General features: G+C 69.2%; 9 protein-coding genes and 1 tRNA gene. 9 read left to right on the forward strand and 1 reads right to left on the reverse strand.

The genetic code is table 11. The features are described 5' to 3' along the window. Window positions 1-275: 275 nt before the first annotated feature. Window positions 276-348: transfer RNA gene (locus ACIRD8_RS29470), tRNA-Thr, on the forward strand. A gap of 87 nt (window positions 349-435) precedes the next feature. On the opposite strand, the gene ACIRD8_RS29475 is transcribed toward ACIRD8_RS29470, so the two are convergent. Beyond that, window positions 436-3,051 (reverse strand): SpoIIE family protein phosphatase, encoded by a 2,616-nt coding sequence (locus ACIRD8_RS29475; protein ID WP_403998062.1) that lies wholly within the window; start codon window positions 3,049-3,051, stop codon window positions 436-438. Window positions 3,052-3,477: 426 nt separating this feature from the next. On the opposite strand from ACIRD8_RS29475, the gene ACIRD8_RS29480 reads away from it, so the two are divergent. From ACIRD8_RS29480 to ACIRD8_RS29515, 8 genes are all read left to right on the forward strand, one after another. Continuing rightward, on the forward strand, window positions 3,478-8,910 hold the full coding sequence (locus ACIRD8_RS29480) for a HAMP domain-containing protein (RefSeq protein WP_403998065.1): 5,433 nt from the start codon (window positions 3,478-3,480) through the stop codon (window positions 8,908-8,910). A 244-nt stretch (window positions 8,911-9,154) separates the two neighbouring features. Next, a complete protein-coding gene (locus tag ACIRD8_RS29485) occupies window positions 9,155-9,835 on the forward strand; it encodes a two-component system response regulator (protein WP_403998068.1) in 681 nt (226 codons plus the stop codon). A 110-nt stretch (window positions 9,836-9,945) separates the two neighbouring features. After that, window positions 9,946-12,723 (forward strand): DNA translocase FtsK, encoded by a 2,778-nt coding sequence (locus tag ACIRD8_RS29490; protein ID WP_403998071.1) that lies wholly within the window; start codon window positions 9,946-9,948, stop codon window positions 12,721-12,723. Window positions 12,724-12,936: 213 nt separating this feature from the next. Beyond that, complete coding sequence (locus ACIRD8_RS29495) at window positions 12,937-13,737, forward strand: helix-turn-helix domain-containing protein (protein WP_403998074.1); 801 nt, start codon at window positions 12,937-12,939, stop codon at window positions 13,735-13,737. A gap of 155 nt (window positions 13,738-13,892) precedes the next feature. Then, entirely contained in the window at window positions 13,893-15,371 is a 1,479-nt protein-coding gene (rimO, locus tag ACIRD8_RS29500) for a 30S ribosomal protein S12 methylthiotransferase RimO (RefSeq protein ID WP_403998077.1), read from the forward strand. Next, window positions 15,368-16,186 carry a CDP-diacylglycerol--glycerol-3-phosphate 3-phosphatidyltransferase gene (pgsA, locus tag ACIRD8_RS29505; RefSeq protein WP_403998080.1) on the forward strand — a complete coding sequence of 273 codons (819 nt, stop codon included), beginning with the start codon at window positions 15,368-15,370 and terminating at the stop codon, window positions 16,184-16,186. The genes rimO and pgsA overlap by 4 nt, the downstream gene beginning before the upstream one ends. After that, entirely contained in the window at window positions 16,183-16,695 is a 513-nt protein-coding gene (locus ACIRD8_RS29510) for a CinA family protein (protein ID WP_403998083.1), read from the forward strand. The genes pgsA and ACIRD8_RS29510 overlap by 4 nt, the downstream gene beginning before the upstream one ends. Window positions 16,696-16,804: 109 nt before the next feature. Next, entirely contained in the window at window positions 16,805-17,188 is a 384-nt protein-coding gene (locus tag ACIRD8_RS29515; RefSeq protein ID WP_014153702.1) for a helix-turn-helix domain-containing protein, read from the forward strand. Window positions 17,189-17,249: the final 61 nt, after the last annotated feature.

The following is a 17,249-nucleotide window of genomic DNA, read 5'->3' on the forward strand; positions in this document are numbered from 1 at the left end:
ACTGCAGGGGGGACCCTGTGGGAGAGTAGGACGCCGCCGAACAATTATTCCGGGAAAGCCCCGTGCCCTTGTGGCACGGGGCTTTTCTGCGTTCACGGCTCCCGTCATGAGCCCCGCAGATCCGGGGGCGCGGGGGAGACAGCGAGTGCTGGTGCCGGCGGAACCTGGTCGGCCGCAACACCTCCGCCGCGACACATCCGGAGAAGCCATGAACTGGTGGTTCTGAGCACCCCTGAGTTCGGGGTATGCTTTACCTCGTTGCCGCAAGGCAGCAGGCCCCAATAGCTCAGTCGGTAGAGCGTCTCCATGGTAAGGAGAAGGTCTGCGGTTCGATTCCGCATTGGGGCTCAGCACAGAGAAAGGCCCCCGCCACTGGCGGGGGCCTTTCTCATGCCCGAGGCCCCGGGCCGACGCAGAGCGCCGGCCAAGGCCGCGCTAGAGGTTCTGCGGCTCCGGGACGCGCATGGCCAGGATGGCCATGTCGTCGGATGCGGGCTCCGCGGCGAAGCGCTCGACGGCCCGCAGGATGCGTCCGGCCACCGCGCCGGCCGTGAGGCCCGTGCACATGGCGAGGACATCGGCCAGGCCGTCATCACCCAGCATGCGAGCGCCCTCGCGGCGCTCGGTGACGCCGTCGGTCACACACAGCAGGACATCGCCCGGCTCCAGGGTGACCTCCTGCTCGTAGAGCTCGAGGTCCTCGATGACACCCAGCAGCGGCTGCGGTTCGGCCGCCGCCTCCACGGAGCCGTCCTGGCGCAGACGCAGGGGGAGAGGGTGGCCGGCGCAGACCACCTTCAGGAGGGCGCTGCCGTCCTCCTGGGGCCACAACTCCCCGTAGAGCAGCGTGAGGAAGCGGCTGCGCGCGCCCTCGTCCAGGATGGCGGCGTTCAGCCGCTCCAGCACCGCGGGGCCGCCGAACCCCTCACGGGCGAGCAGGCGCAGGGCATGACGGGCGAGGCCCGTGACGGCTGCCGCCTCCGGGCCCGTACCGCAGACGTCGCCGATGGCGAAGCCGTAGGCGCCGTCGCGGATGGGGAACACGTCGTAGAAGTCGCCACCGACCTCGTTGCCCTCGCCCGCCGCGCGGTAGATGACCTCGATCTCCACGTTGGGCACATCGGGCAGGCCGGGCGGGAGCAGGCTCCGCTGGAGGGACTGGCTGATGGCCATGCGCTCCGAGTACAGGCGGGCGTTGTCGAGGGCCAGCGCGGCCCTTCGGGACAGGTCCTCGGCCAGTTCGAGGATCTCCTGGCGGAAGTGTTCGTCGGACGGCTTGCCGAGGGTGAGCATGCCGATGACGCGGTTCCTCGCCACCAGCGGCAGGACCACGGTCTCGCCCCCCACGGCGACCGCAGTGGCCAGCGTGGTGCGGGCGGCCGCTCCCATGCTCAGGGGCGCGTCCCGGCCCAGGGTGCGCTTGGACGTGCGCAGGGCGGCCTGGTGACCGGCCTCCGTGGGCGCCGGCCAGATGCGGGCGCCGGGCGCCGGGACCGGGTCGGGCGGGTCGATGGACGAGAGCAGGGCCTTCAGACCGTCGATGCGCTCCTCGTCCTCGTGGAGGACGTAGGACAGATACGGCTCCGAGGACTGGTCCGCGATGGTGTAGACGGCACACCAGGTGGCCAGCGTAGGCACGGTCATCTGTGCCATCAGCGCCAGAGTCTGGTCCCTGTCCAGCGTTCCCGCCAGCAGGTCGGACGCCTCGACGAGGAAGGACAGCGAGCCCCGGCGCAGGCGTTCCAGCTCGCCCAGCCTGGCCGACTCGACGGCCAGTGCGATGCGGTCCGCGGCGAACTGCAGGCGCAGGGCCTCCTCGTTGGAGTACCGGCCCGCCGCTTCGGCCGCGACCCCGAGGGAGCCGGTGAGGCGGCCCTCGACCTTGAGCGGGACCGTGACGACGGAGCGCATCCCCGTGTCGCTGAGCAGCGGTACGGCGCCCGGGACGACGGTGAGGTCCTCGTGGACGGCGGGCATGCGGGCGGAGCCGTAGCGGCCCGTGCCGGCCTCGACAGGGACGCGTGCGAAGCGCTGGCGGGCCGAGGGAAGGCCGGTGGTCGCGCGGACCTCCAGCTCGGTCTCGTCGTCGGTGGCCAGCAGAAGGAAGGCGGCGTCGGCGTCCAACATGTCGCGCGCCCGCTCGACCGTGCGCTGCAGCAGTCCGTCGAGATCGTCCGGGGCCGGTGAGCCGATGAAGATCTCGAACGGATCCGTACTGCGGTTCTCGGCCGAGGAGTCGGAGACGGGGGCGCGCACCGGCGTCTGGAGCACAGCGCGTTCGTAGTCGCGTACGAGGAGACAGACGGTGGAGGGGGCGCCGTCGGCGTCGCGGACTCTGAGATGCGAGGCGTACACAGGGATGACCCGGCCGTCGGCGCCGCGGATGCCGTAGCTGCCCTCCCAGCGGGAGAGTTGCAGTGCGTCGGCGATGCCGGTGTTGGTGCCCGGGGTGTGCGGCCAGGCCACGAAGTCAGTGAGCTGCTTGCCGGAGACCTGCTCGGCGGCGTAACCGAAGAGGAAGGTGGCGTCGTCGTTCCACGAGGCGATGGAGCCGGAGCCGTCGGTCTGGACGACGGCCACCCGCACCCGCTGTTCCGCCACCGGCAGGAGAGCGGTGGGCAGGACCGGGCTCGCCGAGCGGATACCCACCGGGCGTTCGGGAAGGTCGAGCTGGAACCAGACATGTTTGTGCGTCGGGGTGTACTCGACGCCCCAGCGGGAAGCGAGCGCCGCGCAGAGGAGCAGGCCGCGGCCGCCCTCCCGGTCCGGGCTGCCGAAGTCGAGGCCGGAGCTCTGGAGCGGGACCTCCCGCTCCGGGTAGTGGTCCGAGACCTCGACGCGTACGCCGTCCTCCGTGCGCAGACAGAGCACGTCGGCGGCCGTACCCGCGTGAACGACCGCGTTGGTCACGAGTTCACTGGTAAGAACGACGGCGTCGTCAACGACGTCCGTGTACCCCCACCCCTGAAGGGTGTCGCGGACGAATGCGCGGGCGGTTGCGACCGAGCGTCCGACCGGATCGAAGGTGGCAGCCGCGCGCGCGGTGATCACAGCACTCCCCATATGGTGTCTCGTCGCTTCCCCGAGTCCTGTGCCCGTATATCGCCGCTTCGATTCGTCTGCCAGGCTAGACGTTCGCCAGGCCTCCCGCGTACACGAGGGCAGACTTGGGTACGCAGGCCACCCAGTGGTTGTGCGCCGGGCGCACAACTATGGGTCCCCCGGTGAGGGAAATGGGACGACCATGAGATCTTCCTCGCCCTCCCGCTCCGGCCTGGTACGTTTCAACGATTTGACGACCGCATAGTCACCCGTTGACGGTGTGCTGTGGCGGTGAGCCAAAGTGGAAGTGGGCAAGCTTCCGACAGCGGCCCGAGTAACGGCCCGAGCGATACGGTCAACCCCTGCGGGAGGGACACGGTGGAGTCTGGCGTGGCGGCGCGGGGTTCAGGAACGCGCACAAAAGGCGGGCAGTCCGTGAAAAAGCAGCGCAATGGGACCATCGATGTGGACGCGGCGGCTCTGAACAGACTGCTCGCGGCCCTCGTGGCGATGCGTGACGGCAACTTCCGCAGGCGGCTCACCGTCTCCGGCGACGGCGTACTCACGGAGATCGCCGCGGTCTTCAACGAGGTGGCCGACCGCAATCTGCATCTGACGGGCGAGCTCGCCCGTGTGCGGCGCGTGGTCGGGCGCGAGGGGAAGCTCACCGAGCGTCTGGAGACCGGCGCCTGCGAGGGCTCCTGGGCCGCTGCGATCGATGCCTCCAACGAGCTCGTCGACGACCTGGCGCGACCCGTGTCCGAAGTCGGACGGGTACTCTCCGCGGTCGCCGACGGTGATCTCGAGCAGCGGATGGAACTGCGCACCCACGCTCCGGACGAGACCGTACGCCCGCTGCGCGGGGAGTTCCTCAAGGTCGCCCGCACGGTCAACAACCTGGTCGACCAGCTCTCCGCGTTCACCGAGCAGGTGACGCGGGTCGCGGTCGAGGTGGGCACCGAGGGCAAGCTGGGCGGCCAGGCACAGGTGCGCGGCATGTCCGGGTCGTGGAAGGACCTCACGGACTCCGTCAACACCATGGCCTACCGGCTCACCGCACAGGTGCGCGACATCGCCCTGGTGACGACTGCCGTGGCCAAGGGGGACCTGTCACGGAAGGTCACCGTCCATGTGGCCGGTGAGATGCTCCAGCTCAAGAACACCGTCAACACGATGGTGGACCAGCTGTCGTCGTTCTCCTCCGAGGTGACCCGGGTCGCGCGTGAGGTGGGCACCGAGGGCGAACTGGGCGGGCAGGCGACGGTCCCGGGGGTGGCGGGGGTCTGGAAGGACCTCACCGACTCCGTCAACACGATGGCCGGCAACCTCACGTCCCAGGTGCGCGGCATCGCCGAGGTGACGACCGCCGTCGCCAACGGCGACCTGTCGCAGAAGGTCACGGTGAGCGCCCGCGGCGAGGTCGCGCAGCTCGCCGAGACGATCAACCAGATGACCGAGACGCTGCGTACCTTCGCGGATGAAGTGACACGCGTGGCCAGCGAGGTCGGTGGCGAGGGCCTGCTCGGCGGCCAGGCCCAGGTGCCGGGTGCCGCGGGCACCTGGAAGGACCTCACCGACTCGGTGAACACGGTCTTCCGGAACCTGACGACACAGGTGCGTGACATCGCCCAGGTGACCACCGCGGTGGCCAGTGGTGACATGACGCAGAAGGTCACCGTCGACGTGGCCGGCGAGATGCTGGAGCTGAAGAACACCGTCAACACGATGGTGGACCAGCTCCAGGCCTTCGGTTCGGAGGTGACCCGGGTCGCCCGGGAGGTCGGTGTCGAGGGCCGTCTCGGCGGCCAGGCCGAGGTGCCGGGGGCGGCGGGGACGTGGAAGGACCTCACCGACTCGGTGAACACCGCGTTCCGTAACCTCACGGGCCAGGTGCGTGACATCGCGCAGGTGACCACGGCCGTCGCCAACGGTGATCTGTCGCAGAAGGTCACCGTCGACGTGGCCGGCGAGATGCTGGAGCTGAAGAACACCGTCAACACGATGGTGGCGCAGCTGTCCAACTTCGCCGACCAGGTGACACGGATGGCCAGGGACGTGGGCACGGAGGGCCGCCTGGGCGGTCAGGCACGTGTGGACGGTGTCTCCGGCACGTGGAAGGAACTCACCGACTCCGTCAACTTCATGGCCGGGAACCTGACGTCCCAGGTGCGCCAGATCGCCCAGGTGACCACTGCGGTGGCGCGGGGTGACCTGTCGCAGAAGATCGATGTGGACGCCCGGGGCGAGATCCTGGAGCTGAAGAACACCATCAACACGATGGTCGACCAACTCTCCGCCTTCGCCGACCAGGTGACCCGGGTCGCCCGCGAGGTGGGTACGGACGGCCGTCTCGGCGGTCAGGCCCAGGTGCCCGGTGTGGCAGGCGTGTGGCGTGATCTGACCGACTCGGTGAACGGCATGGCGGGGAACCTCACCGCCCAGGTCCGCAACATCGCGCAGGTCGCCACCGCGGTGGCGCGGGGTGACCTGTCGCAGAAGATCGATGTGGACGCCCGGGGCGAGATCCTGGAGCTGAAGAACACCCTCAACACGATGGTCGACCAGCTGTCGAACTTCGCGGAGCAGGTGACCCGGGTGGCCCGTGAGGTGGGCACGGAGGGGATCCTCGGCGGGCAGGCGGAGGTGCAGGGCGTCTCCGGTACGTGGAAGGATCTCACCCAGTCCGTCAACGGCATGGCGAACAACCTGACGCTCCAGGTGCGCAACATCGCCGAGGTCACCACGGCGGTCGCGAAGGGCGATCTCTCCAAGAAGATCACCGTCGACGCCAAGGGCGAGATCCTCGAACTGGTGACGACGGTCAACACGATGGTCGACCAGCTGATGAACTTCGGCGACGAGGTGAGCCGGGTCGCCCGTGAGGTGGGTACCGAGGGCATCCTCGGCGGTCAGGCCCGGGTGCGCGGTGCGACCGGCATCTGGAAGGACCTCAGCGAGAACGTCAACCTGATGGCCAACAACCTGACCAGTCAGGTGCGGAACATCTCCCGGGTCTCGTCCGCGGTCGCCAACGGCGACCTGACGAAGAAGGTGACGGTCGAGGCGCGTGGCGAGGTCGCCGAACTCGCCGACACCGTCAACACGATGGTGACGACCCTGTCCTCGTTCGCCGACGAGGTGACCCGGGTGGCCCGCGAGGTGGGCACCGAGGGGGAGCTGGGCGGCCAGGCGCGCGTACCGGGTGTCTCGGGCACCTGGAAGGACCTCACCGAGTCGGTGAACTCGATGGCGTCCAACCTGACCGGTCAGGTGCGCCAGATCGCCACGGTGACCACGGCCATCGCCAAGGGCGATCTCACCAAGAAGATCGACATCGATGCGCGCGGTGAGATCCTGGAGCTGAAGAACACCATCAACACGATGGTCGACCAGCTCTCCTCGTTCGCCGAGCAGGTGACCAGGGTCGCCCGCGAGGTGGGTACCGAGGGCCAGCTGGGTGGCCAGGCCCGGGTCCGGGACGTCGACGGAACGTGGCGCGACCTCACCGAGTCGGTGAACGAGATGGCAGGGAACCTGACCCGTCAGGTGCGCGCCATCGCGGCCGTCGCGACCGCGGTGACCCGTGGCGATCTCAACCTCAAGATCGACGTCGATGCGGCCGGCGAGATCCAGGTGCTGCAGGACAACATCAACACGATGATCGCGAACCTCCGCGACACCACGCTCGCCAACAAGGAGCAGGACTGGCTCAAGGGCAACCTCGCCCGGATCTCCGGTCTGATGCAGGGCCGCCGCGACCTGGACGACGTCGCCTCGCTGATCATGAGCGAGCTGACGCCGGTCGTCTCCGCCCAGCACGGTGCGTTCTTCCTGGCCATGACCACCGGTGACGGCGACGAGGTCGGGTCGGACGGCGGCAGGGAGAGCTCGTACGAGCTGCGCATGCGCGGTAGTTACGGCTACTCGGCGGGCTCCATGCCGACCTCCTTCCGGCCCGGTGAGACGCTCATCGGCACGGCGGCCGAGGAGAAGCGGACCATCCAGGTGGACAATGTGCCACCGGGGTACCTGAAGATCTCCTCCGGGCTCGGCGAGGCGCCGCCCGCGCATGTGATCGTGCTTCCGGTGCTCTTCGAGGGCCAGGTGCTCGGGGTCATCGAACTGGCGTCGTTCCAGCCGTTCACGCACATCCAGCGGGACTTCCTCAACCAGCTCGCCGAGATGATCGCCACCAGCGTCAACACGATCAGCGTCAACACGAAGACCGAGAAGCTCCTCGAGCAGTCCCAGGAGCTCACCGAGCAGCTGCGCGACCGTTCGCAGGAGCTCGAGAACCGGCAGAAGGCGCTCCAGGCGTCCAACGCCGAGCTGGAGGAGAAGGCGGAGCTGCTGGCCCAGCAGAACCGCGACATCGAGGTGAAGAACACCGAGATCGAGGAGGCGCGGCAGGTCCTGGAGGAGCGCGCCGAGCAGCTCGCCGTCTCGATGCGCTACAAGTCCGAGTTCCTGGCCAACATGTCGCACGAGCTGCGTACGCCGCTCAACTCGCTGCTCATCCTGGCCAAGTTGCTCGCGGACAACGCCGAGGGCAACCTCTCGCCGAAGCAGGTGGAGTTCGCCGAGACGATCCACGGGGCGGGTTCCGACCTGCTCCAGCTGATCAACGACATCCTCGACCTGTCCAAGGTCGAGGCGGGCAAGATGGACGTCAGCCCGACGCGCATCGCCCTGGTGCAGCTGGTCGACTACGTGGAGGCCACGTTCCGGCCGCTCACCGCGGAGAAGGGGCTCGACTTCTCCGTACGGGTGTCCCCGGAGCTCCCCGCGACGCTGCACACGGACGAGCAGAGGCTGCTCCAGGTCCTGCGCAACCTCCTGTCCAACGCGGTGAAGTTCACCGACAGCGGCGCCGTCGAACTGGTCATCCGGCCGGCCGGGGCCGATGTGCCGAACGCCATCAGGGAACACCTGCTGGAGGCCGGCTCGCTGCGTGACGCCGACGGCGACCTGATCGCCTTCTCGGTCACCGACACCGGGATCGGCATCGCGTCCAGCAAGATGCTGGTGATCTTCGAGGCGTTCAAGCAGGCGGACGGTACGACCAGCCGCAAGTACGGGGGGACGGGCCTCGGCCTCTCCATCAGCCGGGAGATCGCGCGTCTGCTGGGCGGTGAGATCCACGCGGCGAGCGAGCCGGGACGTGGCTCGACCTTCACGCTGTACCTGCCCCTGCACCCGAGCGAGCTCCCTCCGCAGGGCTATCCGCAGATGGGCCCCGGTCCCATCGAGGTCCACGCGGGTTCCGCGGAGGGCGCCCTGCACCTGGAGGCGTCGCAGGGCAACGGGACCGAGCAGCCACTGGGCGACCCCGCTAACTCCGCAGGGGTGTTCCGGCGCCGTCGCAAGGCGCTGGGGGGTACGGCACAGCGCCCCGCCCTGGCCAACGGCAGGTCCGAGGAGGAGAGCGCGGCCCCCGAGGAGTGGGTGCAGAGCGCTCAGGAGGAGCAGGAACCCCGCAGGACGTTCCGCTTCCACGGCGAGAAGGTGCTGATCGTCGACGACGACATCCGCAACGTCTTCGCCCTCACCAGCGTGCTGGAGCAGCACGGGCTGTCGGTGCTGTACGCGGAGAACGGGCGCGAGGGCATCGAAGTCCTCGAACAGCACGATGATGTGACGATCGTTCTGATGGACATCATGATGCCCGAGATGGACGGTTACGCGACCACGACGGCGATCCGCCGGATGCCTCAGTTCGCGGGGCTGCCGATCGTCGCGCTGACCGCCAAGGCCATGAAGGGCGACCGCGAGAAGGCGATCGACTGCGGAGCCTCCGACTACGTGACGAAGCCGGTCGACTCCGACCATCTGCTGTCGGTGATGGAGAAGTGGATGCGCGGAGAGTGACAGCGCGGGGAGCGGTACGCAGGAATCCGTCGGCAGGCTGTGCGCGGGAGGGTGTGAGTGAGCGGATTCCGGGGAACCTTCTGGTCTTCGACCGCGTTTTCGCTATGTGCACAGTGACATCGCGGTGACAGGGTGTGGTGACGGGCGGGGTGCAGCTACCATGACCGGCACAAGGACGGACGGCGTAAGGGAGTCGTCCCCTGGGGCGGCACCCGGTGCGATTCCGGGGCGAGGAGGACGGGCCATGGTGCAGAAGGCCAAGATCCTCCTGGTCGATGACCGGCCGGAGAATCTGCTGGCGCTGGAGGCCATCCTCTCTGCGCTCGATCAGACACTGGTACGGGCATCGTCAGGGGAGGAAGCGCTCAAAGCGCTGCTCACGGACGATTTTGCCGTGATTCTGCTGGACGTACAGATGCCCGGCATGGACGGATTCGAGACGGCCGCGCACATCAAGCGGCGGGAGCGGACCCGGGACATCCCGATCATCTTCCTGACCGCGATCAACCACGGTCCGCATCACACCTTCCGCGGTTACGCGGCGGGTGCGGTGGACTACATCTCGAAGCCCTTCGACCCCTGGGTGCTGCGCGCCAAGGTCTCGGTCTTCGTCGAGCTGTACATGAAGAACTGCCAGCTTCGCGAACAGGCGGCGCTGCTGCGGCTCCAGCTCGAGGGCGGCGCCCATCAGGGCGCGCACGAGAAGGAGCCGGCCGGTCTGCTCGCCGAGCTGTCGGCGCGGCTCGCCGCGGTCGAGGAGCAGGCCGAGGCCCTCTCCAAGCAGTTGGACGACGAATCGGCGGACGCCGCCGCCGTGGCCACCGCCGCCCATCTGGAGCGCAAGCTCACCGGACTGCGCCGCGCGCTCGACGCGCTGGAGCCCGGTGCGGGCGGCTCCGCGGCCCCCCTGCCCTCGCAGAGCTGACCCGCGTCGGCTGAGGGGCCGTCAGTTCGACGCCCGCGTACGGGCGACACGGACGGGTGAAGCCGTAGGCACACGTGTCCACCGGCGTCGACACCGGTAACCTCAGTCACATGGCCTCACGTACGTCCGGCAAGGGTTCCCTGGGTGCGGCGGGCACCGCGAAGCGCGCCGGCCGTACCCAGGGACCGGCGAAGAAAGCCGCGCCAGCCAAGAAGGCGGCGGCGAAGAAGACGGCGCCCGCCAAGAAGGCACCGGCCAAGAAGGCGGCCGCGAAGAAACCCGCGCCCAAGCCGGCGCCGTCCCCCACAGGGGGCGTGTACCGGCTCGTCCGCGCGCTCTGGCTGGGTACCGCGCACGGCGTCGGGGCGGTCTTCCGCTCCATAGGGCGCGGTGCGAAGGGACTTGACCCGGCGCACCGCAAGGACGGGCTCGCCCTGCTGCTCCTGGGGCTGGCGCTGGTCGTGGCGGCGGGCACCTGGTCGCATCTGCGGGGGCCCGTCGGCGATCTCGTCGAGATGCTCGTCACCGGGGCGTTCGGCCGGCTCGATCTGCTGGTGCCGATACTGCTGGGTGCCGTCGCGGTGCGGCTGATCCTCTATCCGGAGAAGCCCGAGGCCAACGGTCGTATCGTCATCGGGCTCTCCGCCCTCGTCATCGGTGTGCTCGGCCAGGTCCACATCGCCTGTGGATCGCCGGGGCGCGAGGACGGCACCGGTGCCATGCAGGACGCGGGCGGTCTGATCGGCTGGGCCGCTTCCCAGCCCCTCGTCTTCACGATGGGCGAGGTCCTCGCGGTCCCGCTCCTTCTGCTGCTGACGGTCTTCGGGCTGCTGGTCGTCACCGCCACCCCGGTGAACGCCATCCCCCGGCGGCTGCGCCAGCTCGGCGTCAGACTCGGCATCGTCGACCCGGTGTACGTACCGGGCGAGGAGGACGGGAGCGACGACGAGCGGTACGACGAACAGTGGCGCGAGGCGCTGCCCGAGCGCTCGCGGCGTTCCTCGGGGCGCCGCTCGGAGACGGACGGCGTGTACGACCCGGACCAGGCCGAGGGCGAGGCGTTGGCCAAGCGGCGCCGGCCCCGTAAACCGTCCGCCCAGCCCGCGATGAACCGCACCATGGACGCCGTGGACGTCGCGGCCGCGGCGGCTGCCGCCCTCGACGGTGCGGTGCTCAACGGCATGCCGCCGTCGCCGGTCGTCGCCGATCTGACCCAGGGCGTATCACCGGACCGGGAGCGGACCGGCACTCCGGTGCCCGGCGCGCGGTCGGCGGAGAAGGCACCGTCCGGCGAAGGGCGCGGGGAGAAGAACACCTCGTCCTCCGGCGACGGCGTGCCCGATCTGACGAAGCCCGCCCCCGAGCGGTCCGGGGCACTGCCCGCCCGGGCGGAGCAGCTCCAGCTCTCCGGTGACATCACCTACTCGCTGCCCTCGCTGGACCTGCTGGAGCGTGGCGGCCCCGGGAAGACGCGCAGCGCCGCCAACGACGCGGTCGTCGCCTCGCTGACCACCGTCTTCACGGAGTTCAAGGTCGACGCGGCCGTCACCGGCTTCACCCGCGGCCCGACCGTCACCCGGTACGAGGTGGAGCTCGGCCCCGCCGTCAAGGTCGAGCGGATCACCGCCCTCACCAAGAACATCGCCTATGCCGTCGCCAGCCCGGACGTCCGCATCATCTCCCCGATCCCGGGCAAGTCCGCCGTCGGCATCGAAATCCCCAACTCCGACCGGGAGATGGTCAACCTCGGCGACGTGCTGCGGCTCGCGGACGCGGCCGAGGACGACCACCCGATGCTCGTCGCGCTCGGCAAGAACGTCGAGGGCGGCTACGAGATGGCCAACCTGGCGAACATGCCGCACGTCCTGGTCGCCGGTGCGACCGGTTCCGGCAAGTCCTCCTGCATCAACTGTCTGATCACCTCGGTCATGGTGCGGGCGACTCCGGAGGACGTGCGGATGGTGCTCGTCGACCCGAAGCGCGTCGAGCTCACCGCCTACGAGGGCATCCCGCACCTCATCACGCCCATCATCACCAACCCGAAGAAGGCCGCCGAGGCGCTCCAGTGGGTCGTGCGGGAGATGGACCTCCGCTACGACGACCTAGCGGCCTACGGCTTCCGGCACATCGACGACTTCAACCACGCGGTGCGCACGGGCAAGGCCAAGACGCCCGAGGGGAGCGAGCGCGAGCTCTCGCCCTACCCGTACCTGCTGGTCATCGTCGACGAGCTGGCGGACCTCATGATGGTGGCCCCGCGCGACGTCGAGGACTCCATCGTCCGCATCACCCAGCTGGCGCGTGCGGCCGGCATCCACCTGGTGCTCGCCACGCAGCGCCCCTCCGTCGATGTCGTGACCGGGCTGATCAAGGCGAACGTGCCCTCCCGGCTCGCCTTCGCCACCTCGTCGCTCGCCGACAGCCGGGTCATCCTCGATCAGCCCGGTGCCGAGAAACTCATCGGAAAGGGTGACGGCCTGTTCCTGCCCATGGGGGCGAACAAGCCGACCCGTATGCAGGGGGCCTTCGTCACCGAGGCCGAGGTCGCGGCCGTCGTCCAGCACTGCAAGGATCAGATGGCGCCGGTCTTCCGCGACGATGTCGTGGTCGGCACCAAGCAGAAGAAGGAGATCGACGAGGACATCGGCGACGATCTCGATCTGCTCTGTCAGGCGGCCGAGCTGGTCGTGTCGACGCAGTTCGGGTCGACCTCGATGCTCCAGCGGAAGCTGCGGGTCGGCTTCGCGAAGGCCGGTCGGCTGATGGACCTGATGGAGTCGCGCAACATCGTGGGTCCCAGCGAGGGTTCCAAGGCGCGCGATGTCATGGTGAAACCGGACGAGCTCGACGGTGTGTTGGCCGTCATTCGTGGGGAAACCGCTTCGTAAGAGTTTTGCGGGCAACCGTTTCGCCCGGCCGTACGTCAAGTTGAAAGGAGGAGCAACGGGATGATCCGTCCGGTGCTCCGTCCCCTGTCCTGCCCGAGGGGCTTCCCGGCGAACCCGATGGCGTACAAAGTCGTCGCTCCCGGTTGCCCCACCCTTTCGTACCACCCCTAGACTGAACATCCAGCAGGTGGCTCACGCTCGAAAGGCGCCCCCGTGTCCATCGGCAACTCCCCCGAAGACGACCGGCCTTCGATCGGTCGCGCGCTTCAGCAGGCTCGTATCGCCGCAGGTCTGACGGTCGAGGAAGTCAGCAGCTCCACCCGGGTGCGCATCCCCATCGTGCACGCGATCGAGGAGGACGACTTCTCCCGCTGCGGCGGCGACGTGTACGCCCGCGGCCATATCCGTATGCTCGCCCGAGCCGTCCGGCTCGACCCCGACCCACTGATCGCGGAGTTCGACGCCGAGCACGGCGGCCGTCCCGCGCCCACGCCCGCGGCGCCGCTGTTCGAGGCGGAGCGGATCCGCTCCGAACCCCGTCGGCCCAACTGGACCGCGGCCATGGTCGCCGCGATCGTCGCCGTGGTCGGCTTCGTCGGCTTCACGCTCTTCAGCGGTGAGGACGAGGGATCGGGCTCGGCACAGGTCGCCGAGGGTTCGACTCCCGACAAGACCACTCCCAAGCCCACCACGACCAAGCCCGCCGACCCCAAGCCCGTACCCTCCGAAAGTGCCATCGCCGCGGCTCCGCGGGACAAGGTGACGGTCAGGCTGAGCGCCACCGAGGGCAAGAGCTGGATCTCCGCCAAGGACCACAACGGGCGGCTGCTCTTCGACGGTCTGCTGGCCCAGGGCGACTCCAAGACCTTCCAGGACAAGGAGCGGATCGACCTCGTCCTCGGGGACGCCGGAGCGATCGATCTCTTCGTCAACGGCAAGAAGGTCGACGACCAGTTCGAATCCGGTCAGGTCGAACGGCTCTCGTACACCAAGGGTGACCCCGAGGTCGGCTGACCTCTCCACCCGTGCTTTCCCGACGGTGGGTACCCGGCAGGCGCCGGGTACCCACCGTCCTGCTTTCCCGCCGATTCACCGACTGTTCGGTCACTCCCCGTAGCAGTGAACCCTGCACGGCAGGGGGACTGCCGGGACAAAGTAGTCTTGAGTCCATGCCCGAACGCCGTACCGTCGCCCTTGTCACTCTTGGCTGCGCCCGTAACGAGGTGGACTCGGAGGAGCTCGCAGGCCGCTTGGCAGCGGACGGCTGGGAGCTCGTCGAGAACGCCACGGACGCTGATGTCGCCGTCGTCAACACCTGTGGGTTCGTGGAGGCCGCCAAGAAGGACTCCGTCGACGCCCTGCTCGAAGCCAACGATCTGAAGGATCACGGCAGAACCCAGGCCGTCGTGGCCGTCGGCTGCATGGCCGAGCGCTACGGCAAGGATCTGGCCGAGGCGCTGCCGGAAGCGGACGGAGTCCTCGGATTCGACGACTACGCCGACATCTCCGACCGTCTGCAGACCATCCTCAACGGTGGCATCCACGCCTCCCACACCCCGCGCGACCGGCGCAAGCTGCTGCCGATCAGCCCGGCCGAGCGGCAGGACGCCGCCGTCGCGCTGCCGGGGCACGCCCAGGAGATCGCACCCGCCCCCGCCGACCTTCCGGAGGGCGTCGCGCCCGTCTCCGGGCCGCGGGCACCGCTGCGCCGGAGGCTGGGGACCAGCCCGGTCGCCTCGGTGAAGCTCGCCTCGGGCTGTGACCGGCGCTGCTCGTTCTGCGCCATCCCGTCCTTCCGCGGCTCGTTCATCTCACGGCGCCCCTCCGACGTCCTCGGAGAGACCCGCTGGCTCGCCGAGCAGGGCGTCAAGGAGGTCATGCTCGTCTCCGAGAACAACACCTCGTACGGCAAGGACCTCGGGGACATCAGGCTGCTGGAGACCCTGCTGCCCGAGCTCGCCGACGTCGACGGGATCGAGCGCATCCGCGTCAGCTACCTGCAGCCCGCCGAGATGCGGCCGGGGCTGATCGACGTACTCACCTCGACGCCCAAGGTCGCCCCCTACTTCGACCTCTCCTTCCAGCACTCCGCCCCCGGGGTGCTGCGCGCGATGCGGCGGTTCGGCGACACGGACCGCTTCCTCGAACTCCTGGACACCATTCGGTCCAAGGCGCCCGAGGCCGGTGCGCGGTCGAACTTCATCGTGGGCTTCCCCGGTGAGACGGAGGCCGACCTCGCCGAGCTGGAACGCTTCCTGACCGGCGCGCGGCTGGACGCCATCGGGGTCTTCGGCTACTCCGACGAGGAAGGCACCGAGGCGGTCGGCTACGAGAACAAGCTGGACGCCGACGTCATCGCCGAGCGCCTCGCGCACATCTCGCAGCTCGCGGAGGAGCTGACCTCGCAGCGCGCCGAGGAGCGGGTCGGGGAAACCCTCCAGGTCCTCGTCGAGTCCGTGGAGTCGGACGAGGACGGGCCCGTGGCGGTGGGCCGGGCCGCCCACCAGGCGCCGGAAACGGACGGCCAGGTCGTCTTCACCGCACGCGAAGGGCTCACGCCGGGCCGTATGGTCGAAGCGAAGGCAGTGGGCACCGAGGGAGTGGACCTCGTGGCCGAACACCACGAGCTTGCGGAGGCAGCCAGATGACGGGAGCCCCGGCATCCGCGGCAGGCGGCTCCGGCGCGACGCCGGCGCCCCGCGGCGGCAAGCTGGGCGCGGCGGCCGTCAACCAGGCCGGTCTGTGGAACATCGCGAACATCCTCACGATGGTGCGGCTGCTGCTCGTCCCGGGCTTTGTCATGCTCCTCCTGCACGACGGCGGCTACGACCCGGTCTGGCGGTCGTTCGCCTGGGCGGCCTTCGCCATCGCGATGATCACGGATGTGTTCGACGGCCATCTGGCACGCACGTACAACCTGGTCACCGATTTCGGGAAGATCGCCGACCCCATCGCGGACAAGGCGATCATGGGCGCGGCCCTGATCTGCCTGTCCTCGCTCGGGGATCTGCCGTGGTGGATCACGGGTGTGATCCTCTTCCGTGAGCTCGGCATCACACTCATGCGGTTCTGGGTCATCCGGCACTCGGTGATCCCCGCCAGCCGCGGCGGGAAGGTGAAGACCCTCGCCCAGGGCATCGCCGTGGGCATGTACGTCCTGGCGCTGACGGGCCCCCTGGCGACCCTGCGCTTCTGGGTGATGATGGCGGCCGTCGTCCTGACGGTCGTCACCGGCCTCGACTACGTACGCCAGGCCGTCGTGCTGCGCCGCCGCGGGCTCGCCGCCGAGCGGGCCGCCGCCATGGAAGCGGTCACGGCGGCAGCGGCCGTGGACGGCGTCGCGGTGGCGCGGATCACCACGGATGATGCCGACGGGACGGCTGAGGGCACGGCGGAGCCTCTCGCGGAATCCGTCGGGGAGCGCGTGGCAGGCAGCCGCGGCCCCGCGGAGGCGGAGCGGTGACGTCCGCCGCGGCCGGGGTTCTGCGGCAGCTCCAGGGGCGCGGTGAGACGCTCGGGGTCGCCGAGTCCCTCACCGGCGGTCTGGTGGCCGCCGAGCTCACCTCCGTGCCCGGCGCCTCGCAGTGCTTCCGCGGGTCCGTCACGGCGTACGCCACGCCCCTGAAGCGTGATCTGCTCGGAGTCGACGGCACACTCCTGGCCGAGCGCGGAGCGGTGGACCCGGCCGTCGCCCTGGGAATGGCCGACGGCGTGCGCCGGGCTCTCGGCGCTGACTGGGGCATCTCGACCACCGGGGTCGCCGGCCCCGAGCCGCAGGACGGCAAGCCCGTGGGAACGGTCTTCATAGCCGTTTCCGGGCCGGGCGGCGTACAGAAAGTCGCCGAGCTGAGGTTGAACGGCGGGAGGGCGGACATCCGTAAGGAGAGTGTACGGAGCCTGCTCGAACTGCTCTCCGGCGAACTCGGCGAAAACGCGAGGGCACAGGATACGGAACAGAACGGGGGGACTTGATGTTTGCAGCCCTGAGTGAACACGACATCGCTCCCCGCACGGCCGCAGCGCAAGGCGGTACGGTGGGGCGTGAAGGATGCGGCTACGCGGTCCGAGGAGGGAGCCACCGATGATTCTGCTCCGTCGCCTGCTTGGTGACGTGCTGCGTCGGCAGCGCCAGCGCCAAGGCCGTACTCTGCGCGAAGTCTCCTCGTCCGCCCGAGTCTCGCTCGGCTATCTCTCCGAGGTGGAGCGGGGGCAGAAGGAGGCATCCTCCGAACTGCTCTCCGCCATTTGCGACGCGTTGGACGTACGGATGTCCGAGCTCATGCGTGAAGTGAGCGATGAACTGTCCCTGGCCGAGCTGGCCGAGTCGGCAGCAGCCAGTGATGCGGTACCTGTTCCGGTACGCCCGATGCTCAATTCCGTCTCTGTTGCGTCGGTCGCCGGCGTACCGACGGGACGGGTGACCATCAAGGCGCCCGCGGAAGCGGTGGATGTCGTCGCCGCCTGACCGCACGGTTCGTGGTGAACGAAGCCCCGGCCGGCCCTCACGGGCCGGCCGGGGCTTTCGT

The organism is Streptomyces sp. NPDC102451, assembly GCF_044765485.1.
In the GTDB taxonomy this organism is placed as follows: domain Bacteria; phylum Actinomycetota; class Actinomycetes; order Streptomycetales; family Streptomycetaceae; genus Streptomyces.